The organism is Bacteroides eggerthii, assembly GCF_025146565.1.
Taxonomy (GTDB): domain Bacteria; phylum Bacteroidota; class Bacteroidia; order Bacteroidales; family Bacteroidaceae; genus Bacteroides; species Bacteroides eggerthii.
In genome coordinates this window covers 2,217,825-2,236,046 of record NZ_CP102258.1, presented here as the reverse complement: position 1 = coordinate 2,236,046, position 18,222 = coordinate 2,217,825, and the positions used below count along the sequence as shown (strand labels likewise).

The window sequence follows — 18,222 nt, the reverse complement described above, 5'->3', positions numbered from 1 at the left end:
ACGTTTCAATCCATTACCTATTAAAAAATAAAGAAAATGAAACATTTCTATAAAATAACATTCTTCTGCTGTGCAGCAGCCTTGTGGATGCTGGCCCTGGCAAGCTGCGAAGGAGGCGAACTCTATGACGTAAATGCTCCCGAATGGATTTCCGATAAAATACAGGAAATAGAAGACTCCAAGAAAGAACCGGAAGATGAAGTACTCGAAGGTATGCAGGAAGATGTGTACACCATCGGGAATACGGATTTCACCTCCGGTTTCTGGGCTGCTTTTTCCAAGTATTATGTGATACCTGACGGCGAGAAATGGAACGCGGTGTTCAATCTTAACATCAACCCTGCCGATAACACATATTATAAGAACTTTGCCCTTATCATCACCAATGATGTGGAACGTGGCGGTGAGGGATATCTCGAATATGGAGCTATCCGCTTTGATGTTACAGGTAACCCTGAAACTTATAACTCTCAGTGGGGCGATCATATTGACTTCCAGTACATATCGGGCACCTTGCTTCTTAATCCCGTTGATAACAAAGACGAGAACGTACAAAAGTTGGGTGGCAAAGTGACGCTCACCGTAGACCGCACCAGCGAAAATGCTTTCACCGTCAAGATGACCAACGGCGTGGCTACTAAGACCTATGCACAACCGAATAAAGAACCCAACCTGAATGCAGATGCAAGCAACACCAACATTCGCTGCTTCTTAGTCCCCGAAGGCTCTTACATCGACTTCCTGCAAACCAACATCGTTCCTGTCGGTGGGCTTACATCTGCCGCAGACAAAAATCCGGTATCAATGGTATTGCAGAATGTACCCGCACAGATATCTTTGGGTACTTCGCTTGAAGAGGCCATGACTAACATCTCTGCCATTGTAACCTTTGAAGAGGGAGTGACTAAAACCGTAACGGCTTCCGAACTCCATATATCTGCTATCCCCGACATGGAGCAACCGGGTATGAAAAGTCTTGTGGCTATCTACAACAAAACTTTCAAAGGTGAAAACAGCGAACAGCCAATTATGGCTAACGCGACCTTTGAAGTTGTGGAAAAAATTGTATCCATCGAAGTGACTACTCAACCCTCGCATATGCAATACTATTATTATACTTCGGCAGCTACCGAGACTTTAGCAGACCGGACTATGGCTTTCGATCCAACAGGTATGGTAGTTACGGCAACTTATGCCAACGGAAGTTCAAAAGTCATCGACAACGCTAAACTCAGTTTCTCTGCCCTTCCTGCGAAAACCGGTTCTCAGACTGTTACCATTACCGCTGAAAAAGGAGTCACCGCAACGATAGGGATTACAGTCTCCAAATCTACTGTTTCTACAGTAAGTAACAGTACCAATATAGTAGGAGCCAATGACAACTCAACAGCCTTCTTTGGAGCCTTTTCAGATGACTTCAACGTACCTGTGGGCCAAACAAAGTCTATCACTTTCACCAACTACAGCAACCTGAGTCATAATTGGAACAATTTCATTGTGGTTCTCCGCGAAACCGATACTACCAAAGAATACGCAGTAGTTCGCGCCGACAACTATGGTTGGGATGGAGTAGCCGATGATGGCAACGGATATGACGCCTGCGTTCACAACGGAACACAAGGCGACTGGCTTACTTGGCTTGCCGGTATGAATGGAGCCAAAGTAACGGTCTACGTAACCAACTGCGGTAATGGTACCGCCGATGTTCAAGCAGTGATGGAGGGTACTACAAATGCAACTTCTACCCAGTACTATTTAGGCATCAACAAAGTGAATTCCAATGACTTGAACTTCGCACTAACCGTTGACGGTTGCCATCTCGTCTTCAATAATTAAGAATAACTATTAAATTCTTTATCATCCATATCGTTCCTTTTTATCAACGGAACGATATGGATCTTAAAAACTTACCCAAATGAAAAAAACAACATTTTTCTTACTATCCCTACTGACAGTATTCGTTTTCACAGCTTGTTCCGATGGGCTTGACAACATCGAATACAACAGAAACAGCGATGTAGTTTTAGCCACTCCCGAAGCAACTGCAACGGGCACCTCACTGAGCGTTAAATCATCAATCACCGGCAATCTGAGCAGCGTAGTCAAGAAGGGATTTTGCTATAGTGTAAATGTCTCAAATCCTACTATCAAAGACATGGTGGTGGAAGCGGATGAGAATTTCAGTGCTACCCTCTCCGGATTGAAAATCAATACCCCTTACTACATACGCGCATACGTGTATGGCAACAGCCGCTACACTTACTCGGAAACATTCACGTCGACCATAGAAATCACAGACATTAATGAACAATTAAAGAACTATGTAGCTCCGGAATACGAAGATAATTATGCGAGCATTGCAAGCTGGTCCAACCGTACTCAATGGAACTTGGCAAACGTGCACGATCCCAGCGTAGTGCTTGCCGAAGACGGATACTACTATATGTATCAGACAGATGCCTCCTACGGCAATGCACATACAGGACATGGGCACTTTCACGCCAGACGCTCCAAAGACCTCGTGAATTGGGAATACCTGGGCGGAACCATGCCGAAGCTTCCCGACTGGGTGATGCCGAAGTTAAATGAGATACGCAAAGCAATGGGATTGGAAGCAAGCACTGCCGCAGAAAGTGACTTCGGATACTGGGCGCCAAATGTGCAGAAAGTTAAAAACGGACTGTATCGCATGTACTACTCCATCGTAGTACCCGGCTATCTGGACGGCGGAACCGGAGCAACCGCCTGGAGTGAACGCGCCTTTATCGGCATGATGGAGAACAGCAACCCTGCCAACAACAGCGATTGGGTGGACAAAGGATATGTAGTGACCAACGCATCGGACAAGGGATTGAACTTCAACATACCCAGCACCCAATACGACAACTGTTATTACAAATGGAATGCCATCGACCCCTCTTACATCATTACTCCTGAAAATACCCACTGGCTGATATACGGTTCATGGCATAGCGGCATCGTTGCTATGGAGTTGAATGTCGAAACAGGAATGCCTAAACAAGACTTAGGTGTACCCTGGGCAGAAGGAAGTGCTCCGGCGGAATACGGACAGCTGATAGCCACCCGCGACATCAACAACCGTTGGCAAGCCAGCGAAGGCCCTGAAATCATCTACAATGCCGAGACAGGCTACTACTATCTGTTCGTAGCATACGACGCACTGGACATACCTTACAATACACGCGTATGCCGTTCCAAGAGCATCACCGGCCCTTATATCGGCATCGATGGCGCCAATGTCACCGAAGGAGCGGAAATGCTGCCAGTGGTAACACACCCGTACAAGTTCGGCAAGAGCAACGGCTGGGTAGGCTTCTCACATTGCACCATCTTCAACGACGGCAAAGGTAATTGGTATTACGCTTCACAAGCACGTCTTCCCAAAAGCGTGGACAATGCTATTATGCTAGGACATGTACGCAGCATCCGTTGGACCAAAGACGGTTGGCCTTTGGTTATGCCCGAACGCTACGGAGCCGTACCCCAAGTAGCCATTACCGAAGAAGAGCTCATAGGAAACTGGGAACACATAGACTTGTCCTACTCTTACGGAGTTCAAAAAGAATCTGCAACCATGACGCTGGCCGCCGACCACACCATTACCGAAGGAACATGGAAAGGCGGCACATGGAGCTATGATGCAGAACAGCAAATTTTAACAGCAAATGGAATAGACCTTTACCTGCAACGGGAAGTTGACTGGGAAGCCAGTCCCAGAACACCTACCATTGTCTATGCCGCTTACGGAAGTAACCATAAGACATATTGGGGTAAAAAAGTAAAATAAGTGTTCTTCCACACATTGAAACAGCTTTGAGATACACCAATTTCAAAGCTGTTTTTTTTCTTTTATGTTACATAACATACAAAAGTGTATATATTACACCAAATAAAAGTGTTACTTTTACACCCGAAATAAGATAAGAATCTAATTTTCAAATTAAATAACACCATGAAGAATCACATTCTTATTGCCGGAATAGCTACATTAATGTTAGCTTCCTGCGCTCAGAAAAGTCAAACGGAACTTACTCTTTCCGGTCTTAACCCGACAAAATTTCAAACTGTAGTGAACGATGCCCAGACAGGTCTTTACACATTAAAGAATAAAGCGGGCATGGAAGTATGCATCACCAACTTCGGCGGACGTATCGTATCTATTATGGTACCTGACAAAAACGGAGAAATGAAAGATGTTGTCCTTGGCTTCGACAGTATAGCCGACTACATAAACGTTCCAAGCGATTTCGGTGCATCTATCGGACGTTACGCCAACAGAATCAACCAGGGCAAAATGGTATTGGACGGCGATACGATCCAATTGCCGAAGAATAATTTCGGGCATTGCCTGCATGGCGGTCCTAAAGGATGGCAATATCAGGTGTATGAAGCCAACCCCATTGATGAAACCACTTTGGAGTTGACTCGCTTCTCTCCGGACGGAGACGCAAACTTTCCGGGCAACTTAACTGCCAAAGTCCTTTTCAAGCTGACGGACGACAACGCCATAGATATCAAATATAGCGCAACTACCGATAAGAAAACGGTTATCAACATGACCAACCATTCCTACTTCAACCTATCCGGCAATCCGTCTAAAGCAGCCACAGACCACATATTATATGTCAATGCCGATAATTACACTCCCGTAGACCGGACTTATATGACTACTGGAGAAATTGTACCGGTAAAAGATACTCCCATGGATTTTACTACCCCCAAAGCCGTAGGCCGGGACATTACCAACTTTGATTTCATACAATTGAAATATGGTAACGGGTACGACCATAACTGGGTATTGAACACCAATGGCGATGTCAAACAACTTGCCGCCAAACTCACCTCTCCCGAAAGCGGTATCAGCTTAGAAGTATACACTGACGAACCGGGTATCCAAGTATATACAGGTAATTTCCTGGACGGAACTGTAAAAGGAAAGAAAGGGATCGTCTACAACCAACGCGCTTCCGTATGTCTGGAAACTCAACATTATCCAGACAGCCCCAATAAGCCACAATGGCCTTCTGTTATTCTGGAACCGGGACAGACTTACAACAGCGAATGTATTTTCAAATTCTCAGTAGAAAAATAAATAATAACTTTTAAATCATTATTATCGTGGGAACATTAGATTGGGTAGTCATTGGAATTTTCTTCCTGGCTCTGATAGGTATTATTGTTTGGGTAGTCAAACAAAAGCAGAATGATTCGGCTGATTATTTTTTAGGTGGACGTGATGCCACATGGCTCGCCATAGGTGCATCCATATTTGCATCCAACATCGGTTCGGAACACTTAATCGGACTGGCCGGCGCCGGTGCATCCAGTGGTATGGCAATGGCGCATTGGGAAATACAAGGTTGGATGATCTTGATTCTCGGATGGGTATTCGTGCCGTTCTATTCACGAAGCATGGTATACACAATGCCCGAATTTCTGGAACGCCGTTACAATCCGCAGTCGCGTACTATTCTCTCTGTCATTTCATTAATCAGCTACGTGCTGACCAAAGTAGCTGTAACCGTATATGCCGGTGGACTTGTATTCCAGCAGGTGTTCGGTATCAAAGAACTGTGGGGAATAGACTTCTTTTGGATTGCAGCAATCGGTTTAGTTGTATTGACAGCACTTTACACAATATTCGGCGGAATGAAATCCGTACTTTATACCTCGGTACTGCAAACCCCTATCCTTCTTTTGGGTTCGCTTATCATCCTTGTCCTCGGTTTTAAAGAATTGGGCGGTTGGGATGAAATGATGAGCATATGCGGTGCAGTTACAGTCAATGAGTATGGAGACACCATGACCCAACTTATCCGCAATAACAATGATCCCAATTTCCCATGGCTGGGTGCACTGGTTGGTTCGGCCATTATCGGTTTCTGGTACTGGTGTACCGACCAATTCATTGTGCAACGCGTACTTTCCGGTAAAAACGAAAAAGAAGCCCGTCGCGGTACAATTTTCGGTGCATACCTGAAACTGTTGCCTGTATTCCTGTTCTTGATTCCGGGCATGATTGCTTTCGCCCTGCATCAGAAATATATCGGAGCCGGTGGCGAAGGTTTCCTTCCCCTGCTTGCCAACGGTACTGCCAACGCAGATGCCGCCTTCCCTACACTGGTAGCCAAACTTCTTCCTGCCGGAGTAAAAGGCCTTGTTGTTTGCGGTATTCTTGCTGCATTGATGAGTTCACTGGCTTCTCTGTTCAACTCTTCAGCCATGCTTTTCACAATCGACTTCTACAAACGTTTCAAACCGGAAACTCCGGAAAAGAAACTGGTAGGTATCGGACAGATTGCAACAGTGGTTATTGTAATTCTGGGTATCCTGTGGATTCCTATCATGCGTAGTGTGGGTGATGTTCTTTATACTTACCTGCAAGATGTCCAATCTGTATTGGCTCCCGGTATCGCAGCTGCATTCCTATTGGGAATCTGTTGGAAACGCACTTCCGCCAAAGGTGGTATGTGGGGATTGATTGCCGGTATGATCATCGGTCTCACCCGTCTGGGCGCAAAAGTATATTATAGCAATGCAGCGGTTACAGACAGCTCAATGTTTAAATATCTGTTCTATGATCTGAACTGGTTATTCTTCTGCGGCTGGATGTTCCTATTCTGTATTGTAGTAGTAATAGTAGTCAGCCTGATGACCGAAGCCCCAAGTGCCGAAAAGATACAAGGTTTGGTATTCGGCACATCTACGCCTGAGCAAAAAGCTGCCACACGTGCCAGCTGGAACCACTGGGATATTATCCATACGGTAATTATCCTGGCTATTACCGCAGCTTTCTACTGGTATTTCTGGTAAGAATCCGGGCATAGTGAAAAACTTTTTTGATGTACATGAAAAATATTTTTGATACGTATGAAAAACTTTTTTCATGTACATCAAACTAAAATCCTCCAATTATAAAAACAAAAGACATGAGTAGTTACTACAGTTCCAATCCCAAATTCTATGTAGGTATCGACTGCATCATTTTCGGCTTTAATGAAGGTGAATTAAATCTGTTGTTGCTGAAAAGAAACTTCGAGCCTGCAATGGGCAACTGGTCGCTAATGGGCGGATTTGTTCAAGAAAGCGAAAGCGTAGACGATGCAGCCAAGAGGGTTCTCGCAGAACTGACCGGACTGGACAACGTGTATATGGAACAGGTCGGCTCTTTCGGAGCTATCGACCGCGATCCGGGCGAACGGGTTATCTCCATTGCCTACTATGCGTTGGTCAACATCAATGAATACGACAGGGATCTGGTACAGCAGCACAATGCTTTTTGGGTAAATATCAATGAGTTGCCCCCACTAGTCTTCGACCATTCTGCAATGGTGGAGAAAGCGCGTGCATTGATGCAGCAAAAAACGACTACTGAGCCTATCGGTTTTAACCTGTTACCCCAGCTGTTTACGCTCTCACAACTGCAGAGCCTATACGAGGCCATTTACGGTGAAAACATCGACAAACGGAACTTCCGCAAAAGGATAGCCGAAATGGATTACATAGAAAAAACGGATAAAATCGATAAAACAAGTTCCAAACGCGGTGCCGCCCTCTACAAATTCAATGAAAAGGCGTATCGCAAAGCACCTAAATTTAAAATTTAATAACATGCTGATGTGCCCATATTAGCACATTAATCCATTAAACATTATGTTAGAAGAACTGAAAGAAAAGGTATTTCGTGCCAACCTTGATTTGGTGAAGCATGGACTCGTCATCTTCACATGGGGAAATGTATCGGCCATTGACCGGGCAACGGGATTGGTTGTTATCAAGCCCAGTGGAGTTAGCTATGATGATATGAAAGCGGAAGACATGGTTGTGGTCGACCTTGACGGCAATGTTGTAGAAGGCAATTTGAAGCCCTCTTCCGACACTCCTACCCACTTAGTGCTTTACAAAGCATTTCCGGAAATCGGCGGTGTGGTTCATACACACTCCACGTATGCCACTGCATGGGCGCAAGCCGGTTGTGACATCCCCAATATAGGAACTACCCATGCCGACTATTTCCATGATGCCATTCCCTGCACTACCGATATGACAGAAGAAGAGGTAAAAGGAGCTTATGAGCTGGAGACAGGCAATGTCATCGTGAAGCGTTTTGAAGGATTGAACCCGGTTCATACGCCCGGAGTATTGGTTAAGAATCATGGTCCTTTCTCTTGGGGAAAAGATGCACACGATGCAGTGCACAATGCCGTAGTAATGGAGCAGGTAGCCAAAATGGCTTCAATAGCCTATGCGGTTAATCCGCAACTGACGATGAACCCGCTGCTTATAGAAAAGCATTTCAGCCGTAAACATGGTCCGAATGCTTATTATGGGCAGAAGTAAAATCAAGCATAAAGTATAAGATTATAAAATATAAACAATTAAAACGAAGAACAGTATGAATGCATTTGATCAATATGAAGTATGGTTCGTAACAGGAGCACAGCTTCTGTACGGAGGTGACGCAGTTGTCGCAGTAGACGCACACAGCAACGAAATGGTAAAGGGTCTGAATGACTCCGGCCGTCTGCCTGTAAAAGTTGTATATAAAGGCACTGTCAACTCTTCCAAAGAAGTAACCGCCGCCTTCAAAGCTGCCAACAACGATGAAAAATGTATCGGTGTCATCACTTGGATGCACACTTTCTCTCCTGCCAAAATGTGGATTCATGGCCTGCAAGAACTGAAAAAGCCGTTGCTGCATTTCCACACACAATTCAACAAAGAGATTCCCTGGGACACAATGGACATGGACTTCATGAACCTGAACCAGTCCGCTCATGGCGATCGCGAGTTCGGACACATCGTTACCCGCATGCGCAAGAACCGCAAAGTAGTTGTAGGACACTGGCAAGATGAAAAAGCACAAAAGCAGATTGCTTCATGGATGCGTGTAGCTGCCGCATGGGCCGACGCACAAGATATGCTCATCATCCGTTTCGGCGACCAGATGAACAACGTAGCCGTAACAGACGGTGACAAGGTCAGCGCCGAACAAGTATTGGGCTACCATGTGGACTACTACCCCATCAACGACGTCATGACTTACTATAACGCAGTTGACGATGCTGATGTGAAAGCTCTCGTAGCCGAATACTTCAAACTCTACGACCATGATGCCGCACTCGAAAAAGAGGGAACAGAGGCCTATACCAAAGTATGGAACTCTGCAAAAGCAGAAATTGCTATCCGTCGCGTGCTGAAAGACACTGGCGCTAAAGGCTTCACCACCAACTTCAACGACTTGGGCGACTTTGACCAAATCCCCGGTCTGGCATCTCAGCGACTGATGGCAGAAGGCTATGGCTTCGGAGCAGAAGGCGACTGGAAAACTGCCGCACTCTACCGCACTACTTGGTTCATGAGCCAGGGCATGCCCAACGGATGTTCTTTCCTTGAAGATTACACGCTGAACTTCGACGGTGAAAAGAGCGCCATTCTGCAAGCTCACATGCTGGAAGTCTGTCCGTTGATAGCTGAACAGAAGCCCAAACTGGAAGTACACCGTTTGAGCATTGGTATCGACAGCGAAACAGCACGCCTCGTATTCACCAGCAAACAAGGCAAAGGCGTAGCCGCAACTATCGTAGACTTGGGCAACCGCTTCCGCCTCATCGTAAACAAAGTGGAATGCATCAAGAGCAAACCCCTTCCGAAACTTCCTGTTGCAAGTGCATTATGGATTCCGATGCCTAACCTCGAAGTAGGTGCAGCCGCATGGATTTTGGCAGGTGGTACACACCACACCAGCTTCTCCTACGACCTTACAGTAGAAGACTGGGGAGACTTTGCGGAAATGGCCGGCATCGAAATGATTGTTATCGATGAAAATACCACCATCAGCGAGTTCAAAAAGGAACTGCGCATGAATGAGGTATATTATATGCTGAACAAAGCGCTTTGCTAAGAATAACTGCGAATTACTAATTACGGATTACTTTTACGGTATGCGTAATTAGTTATTCGTGATTTATAATTAACCTCTCCTTTACCTTTATAATTACTTAAATCACATGAAATCAGATCCAAAATCAACAATTGAAGCCGGTAAAGCCATTCTTGGTATAGAATTCGGTTCGACACGAATAAAAGCTGTTTTGATTGACCCAGAAAATAAACCCATTGCTCAGGGAAGCCACACTTGGGAAAACCAATTGGTCGACGGGCTTTGGACATATAGCGTCGAAGCTGTCTGGTACGGGCTGCAGGATTGCTATGCAGACCTTCGTGCAAACGTAAAAAACTTATACGATACAGAAATAGAGTCTCTGGCTGCAATAGGTGTCAGTGCCATGATGCATGGCTATATGGCATTCAACAAAAAAGAAGAAATCCTCGTTCCGTTCCGTACTTGGAGAAACACCAATACCGCCCAGGCAGCAGCGGCTTTATCCGAACTGTTTGTCTACAACATTCCGTTGAGATGGAGTATTTCCCACTTATACCAAGCTATTCTGGACAATGAGGAACATGTTAAAGACATTGACTACCTGACAACCCTTGCCGGATTTGTACATTGGCAAATAACAGGTCAAAAGGTGTTGGGTATAGGTGACGCATCAGGTATGCTTCCCATAGATCCTGCCACCAAGAACTATTCGGCTGAAATGGTAGCCAAGTTTGATGATCTGGTTGCCCCGAAAGGCTATGACTGGAAACTTCTGGATATTCTTCCCAAAGTATTGCCGGCAGGTAAGAATGCAGGATTCCTCACGCCGGAAGGAGCCAAAAGACTTGACGTATCAGGCCACCTGAAAGCAGGAATACCGGTATGCCCGCCCGAAGGCGACGCAGGCACAGGCATGGTTGCAACCAATGCCGTAAAGCAACGTACAGGAAACGTATCGGCAGGCACATCCTCCTTCTCCATGATTGTTTTGGAGAAAGACCTGTCAAAACCATACGAAATGATCGATATGGTGACTACTCCTGACGGAAGCCTCGTAGCTATGGTACATTGCAACAACTGCACTTCCGACCTCAATGCATGGGTCAACCTATTCAAAGAGTATCAGGAATTGCTGGGTATTCCCGTAGATATGGATGAGATATACGGCAAGCTCTATAACCATGCACTCACCGGCAATACAGATTGCGGCGGCCTTATTTCATACAACTATATTTCCGGCGAACCCGTAACAGGGCTGGCAGAAGGGCGTCCACTGTTTATACGTTCGGCAAATGACAAGTTCAACCTTGCCAACTTTATGAGGGCTCATCTTCACGCTTCGGTCGGAGTTCTCAAAATCGGTAATGACATTCTGTTCAAGGAAGAAAAAATCAAAGTTGACAGAATCACAGGACATGGAGGATTATTCAAGACTAAAGGCGTGGGCCAGAGAATTCTCGCTGCGGCCATAAACTCGCCTATTTCCGTTATGGAAACAGCCGGTGAAGGCGGCGCATGGGGTATTGCCCTACTCGGCTCTTATCTTGTGAACAACGACAAGCAACAAACCCTTGCCGATTTTCTGGATGAAAAAGTGTTTGCAGGAGATGCCGGCATTGAGGTGTCACCGACAGCTGAAGATGTAGAAGGCTTCAACGCATACATCGAAAATTACAAGGCGAATCTGCCTGTTGAAGAAGCTGCTGTTAATTCCAAAAGATAATTCCTATAAGATTAGCCGGTTGCCTTAAGGAAGTTCATTCTGAATAAAAGGTGAAGGCTTAGGAACAATAATGCATGTAATCGTAGCGGGAAGAGTTTAGAGAGGTGTCAAAACTCTGACAAGCCTATCATTAGCTTCGCTCAAAATATCTTTTATTTCTTACGCTAATGTATAGTCTGTCATGCAGAACGCAGTGAAGCATCTCTTCTCCTAATCACACAGAGAGTAGATTCTTCGCTTCGCTCTGACTATACCTTAATAAAAAAGGTAGAAGAAGTTTTGAGCGAAGCTAATGACAGAGTAAAATGATAGTTAATGTTAGTTTTGACACACTGGCATCGAAATTACTCCCGCTACGTTTACATACATAAAGTTATTCATCATACTATAAACACCTGACACAAATGAAATCACCACTCACCTGCCTACTACTTTTCTGCTTTCTCTTAGCCGGAAAAGCCCAAACAAGACAAGCAGTGTCCTATTTCCCCCTTCAAGATATCAAGCTGCTGGAAAGTCCTTTTTTACAGGCACAGCAGACCGACTTGTACTATATCATGGCTATGAATCCTGACCGGTTGCTCGCCCCTTTCCTACGCGAAGCCGGACTTGCTCCCAAAGCCCCAAGCTATACCAACTGGGAAAACACCGGATTGGACGGACACATCGGCGGACATTACATTTCCGCACTTTCCATGATGTATGCCGCTACCGGCGACACGACCGTATACAACCGGCTGAATTATATGCTGAACGAATTGCACCGGGCACAACAAGCCGTAGGTAACGGATTCATCGGAGGAACACCCGGAAGCCTGCAACTTTGGAAAGAAATAAAAGAAGGGAGTATCCGTCCCGAAAGTTTCAGCCTTAACGGCAAATGGGTTCCCCTATACAACATACACAAGACTTATGCCGGGCTTCGCGATGCTTACCTCTATGCAGGAAGTGACCTTGCACGTCAAATGCTGATTGCCCTCACCGATTGGATGGCAGGCATCACGTCGGGACTCACCGAACAACAGATGCAGGATATGCTGCGCAGCGAACATGGAGGACTGAACGAAATATTTGCCGACGTAGCCGACATCACAGGCGACAAAAAATATCTGGAATTGGCACGCAGATTCTCCCATAAGACACTTCTTGAGCCCCTTATCGGAGGCGAGGACCATCTGACAGGTATGCACGCCAATACACAAATACCGAAAGTCATCGGCTACAAGCGCATCGCCGATCTCACTCAAAACGATGCTTGGGATCAGGCCGCACGTTTCTTCTGGAATACGGTTGTCAATCACCGTTCCGTCTGTATCGGCGGCAACAGTGTACGTGAGCATTTTCATCCTGCGGACAATTTCACATCCATGCTCAATGATGTACAAGGTCCGGAAACCTGTAACACCTACAATATGCTCCGCCTGACGAAGATGCTTTTCCAGACTTCTCCCGACATCCGCTTTGCCGATTATTACGAACGCGCCCTATACAACCATATCCTTGCCTCACAACAACCGGCAAAAGGCGGTTTTGTCTACTTCACCCCTATGCGTTCGGGACACTATCGTGTTTATTCGCAACCGGAAACATCCATGTGGTGCTGCGTAGGTTCAGGGCTGGAGAACCACACCAAATACGGAGAGTTCATTTATGCCCATGCAGAGGACACTTTGTATGTAAACTTATTCATCCCCTCCCGCCTGACCTGGAAAGAACAGAAATTGACACTGGTACAAGAAAGCCGTTTCCCCGATGAAGCGCAAATCAGATTCCGGATAGAAAAGAGCAATAAGAAAACATTCAGCCTCAAGTTCCGTTACCCCTCATGGGCAAAAGGAGCAAGTGTTTCCGTCAATGGCAAAGTGCAGGATATAAACGCCCAACCGGGCGAGTACCTGACGGTTCGCCGCAAATGGAAAGCCGGAGACGAAATCACGCTGAACCTGCCGATGCAGGTCACTTTGGAGCAAATACCCGACCAAGAACATTTCTATGCCTTCATGTACGGTCCCATCGTACTTGCCAGCCCCACCGGTACGGAAAACATGGACGGGCTCTATGCCGATGACAGTCGTGGCGGGCATATCGCTCATGGCAAGCTGGTCTCTCTGGAAAAGATGCCGATGTTGATAGGCTCTTCCGCATCATTGCCTCAAGCACTTCGGAAAACGGATGACGAACAGTTATCATTCAGCTATACCGGAAGCGTCTACCCTACGCAGAAAGAAGCGTTGCGGCTGATACCTTTCTTCCGCCTGCACGATTCCCGTTATGCCATTTACTTTCATCAGGTGAGCGAAGCCGAGGTGGAAAGCATCCGTCAAGAAATGGAGCGGAAAGAGCGCAAAGCCATGGAACTTGCCAACCAGACAGCAGACATTATTTTCCCCGGAGAGCAACAACCGGAATCCGATCATGGCATCCGGTACGAACAGGCGGAAACCGGAACCGACAGAGACCGTCATTTCCGACGCGCCAAAGGCTGGTTCGGCTACACTCTGAAAACAAGCAAGGAAGCAAGCCGGCTTATGATCACTACACGAAAGAACGATCCGATGAAGGTTGCAATCCTTCTCAACAACGAGAGACTGACTGCCGACCCCACAATCAGCGAAGCGGATCAAGAGGGCTTCGTAACACTCTGTTATCCTTTGCCCCAGAAGTTAGGCGCCGGTAATTATCCGATACGGTTCAGCCCGGACGGCACAGAATGGACCCCGGCTATCTATGAAATCCGTCTACTTGAATAGCCGTATGCCCGGTAAAGCGCCAACAGAATTGAGATTACATCATATTACAAACATCTATTACCAATAAACATTATGAGAAACAAGTTATTATTCAGCAGTGTCCTATTAGCTGCATCTGTATCCTTGTCTGCACAACAAAGTGCAACAATCACGCTTCACGCCGACCAAGGCAAGCAAATTATTCCCAAAGAAATTTACGGCCAGTTTGCCGAACATCTGGGTACTTGTATCTACGGAGGCCTTTGGGTGGGCGAGAACTCCGATATACCCAATGTCAAAGGTTACCGTACCGACGTATTCAATGCCCTGAAAGACCTCCAGGTTCCCGTTCTTCGCTGGCCGGGCGGCTGCTTTGCCGACGAATATCACTGGATGGACGGTATCGGTCCCAAAGAGAATCGTCCTAAAATGGTGAATAACAACTGGGGCGGCACTATCGAAGACAACAGTTTCGGCACACACGAGTTCCTCAACCTTTGCGAAATGCTGGGTTGCGAACCTTACATCAGCGGCAACGTGGGAAGCGGAACCGTTGAGGAACTTGCCAAATGGGTGGAATACATGACCTCTGACGGTGACTCCCCAATGGCGAATCTGCGCCGGAAAAACGGTCGTGACAAGGCATGGAAAGTCAAATACCTCGGTGTAGGTAACGAAAGCTGGGGTTGCGGCGGCAGCATGCGTCCCGAATACTATGCCGACCTTTACCGCCGTTACTCAACCTATTGCCGCAATTATGACAACAACCGCCTGTTCAAGATAGCCAGTGGCGCCAGTGATTACGACTACGAGTGGACAAAAGTTCTCATGGAGCGCGTGGGCAGCCGCATGAACGGACTCTCACTCCACTACTACACCGTTAGCGGATGGACCGGCAGCAAAGGCTCTGCAACCCGGTTCGACAAGGATGACTATTATTGGACCATGGGTAAATGTCGTGAAATAGAAGATGTGATCCGCAGACACTGCGCCATTATGGACGAATATGACAAAGACAAGAACGTGGCGCTCATGCTCGATGAATGGGGAACATGGTGGGACGAAGAACCCGGTACGGTCAGAGGCCACCTCTACCAGCAGAACACCATGCGTGACGCCTTTGTGGCTTCCCTGTCGCTCGACATCTTCCACAAATACACCGACCGCTTGAAAATGGCGAACATAGCCCAGGTTGTCAACGTACTGCAATCTATGATCCTGACCAAAGGGAAAGAGATGGTGCTGACTCCCACTTATTACGTTTTCAAGATGTACAAGGTACATCAGGACGCTACCTACCTTCCCATTGAAATAAGCTGCCAGCAAATGAACGTGCGCGACAAACGTACATTGCCCCTCATCAGCGCTACGGCATCCAAAAACAAAGATGGGAAAATTCATATTTCCTTGTCCAATGTTGATGTAGATAACGAGCAGGAAGTTATTGTAAATCTTCCGGGAATACAGGCTACAAAAGCGGCAGGAGAAATGCTCACTTCCGCACAAGTAACGGATTATAATTCCTTTGAAAATCCCGACAAAGTAAAATTAGTGCCTTTCAAAGAGGTAAAAATCAATAAAGGAGTCCTGAAAATAAAACTCCCCGCCAAATCAATCGTTACTGTTGAGTTACAGTAAACCATCAATAAAGACTTATTGTAATCAAAACAAGAAGCGGGTGACAGGGGCAAGAAAAAAGAGATAGGTTCTATGTTGCGGATTTACACATAAAAAGCTATCTTTGTCCCTGTCAAAATCAACAGGCAAGAAAATCAACTCACTAATAAAGTATTCAAATCATAACTATATTTTAATAATATGAACGACAAGAAACTTATGAACCTCGCAGCGGACAACATCCGTATCCTTGCTGCTTCTATGGTTGAAAAAGCCAACTCCGGACACCCGGGCGGTGCTATGGGTGGCGCCGACTTTGTGAATGTACTCTTTTCCGAGTTCTTAGTATACGACCCTGAGAATCCCGCTTGGGAAGGCCGCGACCGCTTCTTCCTCGATCCGGGACATATGTCACCGATGCTTTACTCCACATTGGCGCTGACAGGCAAATTCACATTGGATGAGTTGAAAGAGTTCCGCCAATGGGGCAGCCCCACTCCGGGACATCCCGAACGCGACCTGATGCGCGGCATCGAAAACACTTCCGGCCCGTTGGGACAAGGACATACTTTCGCTGTTGGAGCAGCTATTGCAGCCAAGTTCATGAAGGCCCGTTTTGAGGAAGTAATGAACCAGACAATCTATGCATATATTTCCGACGGTGGCGTTCAGGAGGAGATTTCACAAGGTGCAGGCCGTATTGCCGGCGCTCTGGGCTTGGACAACCTCATCATGTTCTATGATGCAAACGACATCCAGCTCTCAACCGAAACGAAAGATGTAACAATCGAAGATACCGCTAAAAAATACGAAGCATGGGGCTGGAAAGTTATCAAAATCGACGGTAACGATGCCGACGCTATTCGTGGCGCACTCAATGAAGCTAAAGCAGAAGCGGAACGTCCCACACTGATCATCGGTCACACCGTTATGGGTAAAGGCGCACGCAAGGCAGACGGCAGCAGCTACGAAGCCAACTGTGCTACTCATGGCGCTCCTTTGGGCGGCGATGCTTATGTAAATACAATCAAGAACCTGGGCGGTAACCCTGAAAATCCGTTCACTATCTTCCCCGAAGTAGCCGAACTTTATGCCAAACGCGCTGCCGAACTGAAAGGAATCATGGCAGAGAAATATGCGGCAAAAGCTGCATGGGCAAAAGCCAATCCGGAAAAGGCCGCTAAACTGGAATTCTTCTTCTCAGGCAAAGCACCCGAAGTGAACTGGGCAGCTATCGAGCAGAAAGCCAACTCGGCTACACGTGCCGCATCGGCCACTGTGCTCGGCGCTCTTGCCACTCAGGTGGAAAACATGGTTGTTGCTTCTGCCGACTTGTCCAACTCCGACAAGACCGACGGCTTCCTGAAAAAGACACACGCTTTCAAGAAAGGCGATTTCAGCGGCGCATTCTTCCAAGCAGGCGTATCGGAACTGACAATGGCATGCTGCTGTATCGGTATGGCACTGCATGGCGGCGTTATTCCTGCTTGCGGAACTTTCTTCGTATTCTCCGACTACATGAAACCTGCCGTACGCATGGCCGCTCTTATGGAAGTTCCTGTGAAATTCATCTGGACACACGACGCATTCCGCGTGGGTGAAGACGGTCCTACTCACGAACCGGTGGAACAGGAAGCACAAATCCGCTTAATGGAAAAGCTGAAAAACCACAAGGGACACAACTCTATGCTGGTACTCCGCCCTGCCGATGCAGAAGAGACAACCGTAGCATGGAAACTTGCAATGGAGAATACTTCTACTCCGACAGCTTTGATCTTCTCCCGTCAGAACATCACGAACCTGCCTGCCGGAAACGATTACAGTCAGGCAGCCAAAGGCGCTTACATCGTAGCCGGTTCGGACGAAAATCCCGACGTTATCCTTGTGGCTTCCGGTTCGGAAGTGTCTACACTGGTGGCCGGTGCAGAACTGCTGCGCAAAGACGGCATCAAACTGCGCATCGTGTCCGCCCCGTCTGAAGGCTTGTTCCGCAACCAAGCTCCGGGCTATCAGGAAAGCATTATTCCGGCAAACGCAAAAGTATTCGGTTTGACAGCCGGATTGCCCGTAACGCTGGAAGGACTTGTCGGTGCTCATGGCAAGGTTTGGGGACTGGAATCATTCGGTTTCTCCGCTCCCTACAAGGTGCTGGACGAAAAGCTGGGCTTTACGGCAGAAAACGTATACAAGCAAGTAAAAGCAATGATGTAATATAGCAATGCGCCGATATGCCTTCAGCCTATCGG

Annotated in this window: 11 protein-coding genes; all 11 read left to right on the top strand. The window is 46.9% G+C overall.

Annotated features, from left to right (window positions below; genetic code table 11):
• Positions 1-36: 36 nt before the first annotated feature.
• The 11 genes from NQ546_RS09130 (at position 37) to NQ546_RS09080 (ending at position 18,187) form a co-directional block, all read left to right on the top strand.
• Positions 37-1,836 (top strand): bacterial Ig-like domain-containing protein, encoded by a 1,800-nt coding sequence (locus NQ546_RS09130; RefSeq protein ID WP_004289833.1) that lies wholly within the window; start codon positions 37-39, stop codon positions 1,834-1,836.
• A gap of 79 nt (positions 1,837-1,915) precedes the next feature.
• On the top strand, positions 1,916-3,808 hold the full coding sequence (locus NQ546_RS09125; protein WP_004289832.1) for an arabinan endo-1,5-alpha-L-arabinosidase: 1,893 nt from the start codon (positions 1,916-1,918) through the stop codon (positions 3,806-3,808).
• Between the two features lie 165 nt (positions 3,809-3,973).
• The gene (locus tag NQ546_RS09120) at positions 3,974-5,113 is read left to right on the top strand and encodes an aldose epimerase family protein (protein WP_004289831.1); all 1,140 of its coding nucleotides are present in this window, start codon (positions 3,974-3,976) and stop codon (positions 5,111-5,113) included.
• 26 nt (positions 5,114-5,139) lie between these two features.
• Complete coding sequence (locus tag NQ546_RS09115; protein WP_004289830.1) at positions 5,140-6,834, top strand: sodium:solute symporter; 1,695 nt, start codon at positions 5,140-5,142, stop codon at positions 6,832-6,834.
• A 116-nt stretch (positions 6,835-6,950) separates the two neighbouring features.
• A complete protein-coding gene (locus NQ546_RS09110) occupies positions 6,951-7,628 on the top strand; it encodes an NUDIX hydrolase (RefSeq protein WP_004289829.1) in 678 nt (225 codons plus the stop codon).
• A gap of 46 nt (positions 7,629-7,674) precedes the next feature.
• Positions 7,675-8,361: an L-ribulose-5-phosphate 4-epimerase gene (locus tag NQ546_RS09105; protein WP_004289828.1), complete on the top strand. Its 687-nt coding sequence runs from the start codon at positions 7,675-7,677 to the stop codon at positions 8,359-8,361.
• Between the two features lie 55 nt (positions 8,362-8,416).
• Positions 8,417-9,925 carry an L-arabinose isomerase gene (gene araA, locus NQ546_RS09100; protein WP_004289827.1) on the top strand — a complete coding sequence of 503 codons (1,509 nt, stop codon included), beginning with the start codon at positions 8,417-8,419 and terminating at the stop codon, positions 9,923-9,925.
• Between the two features lie 106 nt (positions 9,926-10,031).
• Positions 10,032-11,630, top strand: a complete 1,599-nt coding sequence (locus NQ546_RS09095; protein ID WP_004289826.1) for a xylulokinase — start codon at positions 10,032-10,034, stop codon at positions 11,628-11,630.
• A gap of 404 nt (positions 11,631-12,034) precedes the next feature.
• A complete protein-coding gene (locus tag NQ546_RS09090) occupies positions 12,035-14,380 on the top strand; it encodes a beta-L-arabinofuranosidase (RefSeq protein WP_004289825.1) in 2,346 nt (781 codons plus the stop codon).
• 72 nt (positions 14,381-14,452) lie between these two features.
• The gene (locus NQ546_RS09085; protein WP_004289824.1) at positions 14,453-15,997 is read left to right on the top strand and encodes an alpha-N-arabinofuranosidase; all 1,545 of its coding nucleotides are present in this window, start codon (positions 14,453-14,455) and stop codon (positions 15,995-15,997) included.
• Between the two features lie 180 nt (positions 15,998-16,177).
• Positions 16,178-18,187: a transketolase family protein gene (locus NQ546_RS09080; protein WP_004289823.1), complete on the top strand. Its 2,010-nt coding sequence runs from the start codon at positions 16,178-16,180 to the stop codon at positions 18,185-18,187.
• Positions 18,188-18,222 lie beyond the last annotated feature (35 nt).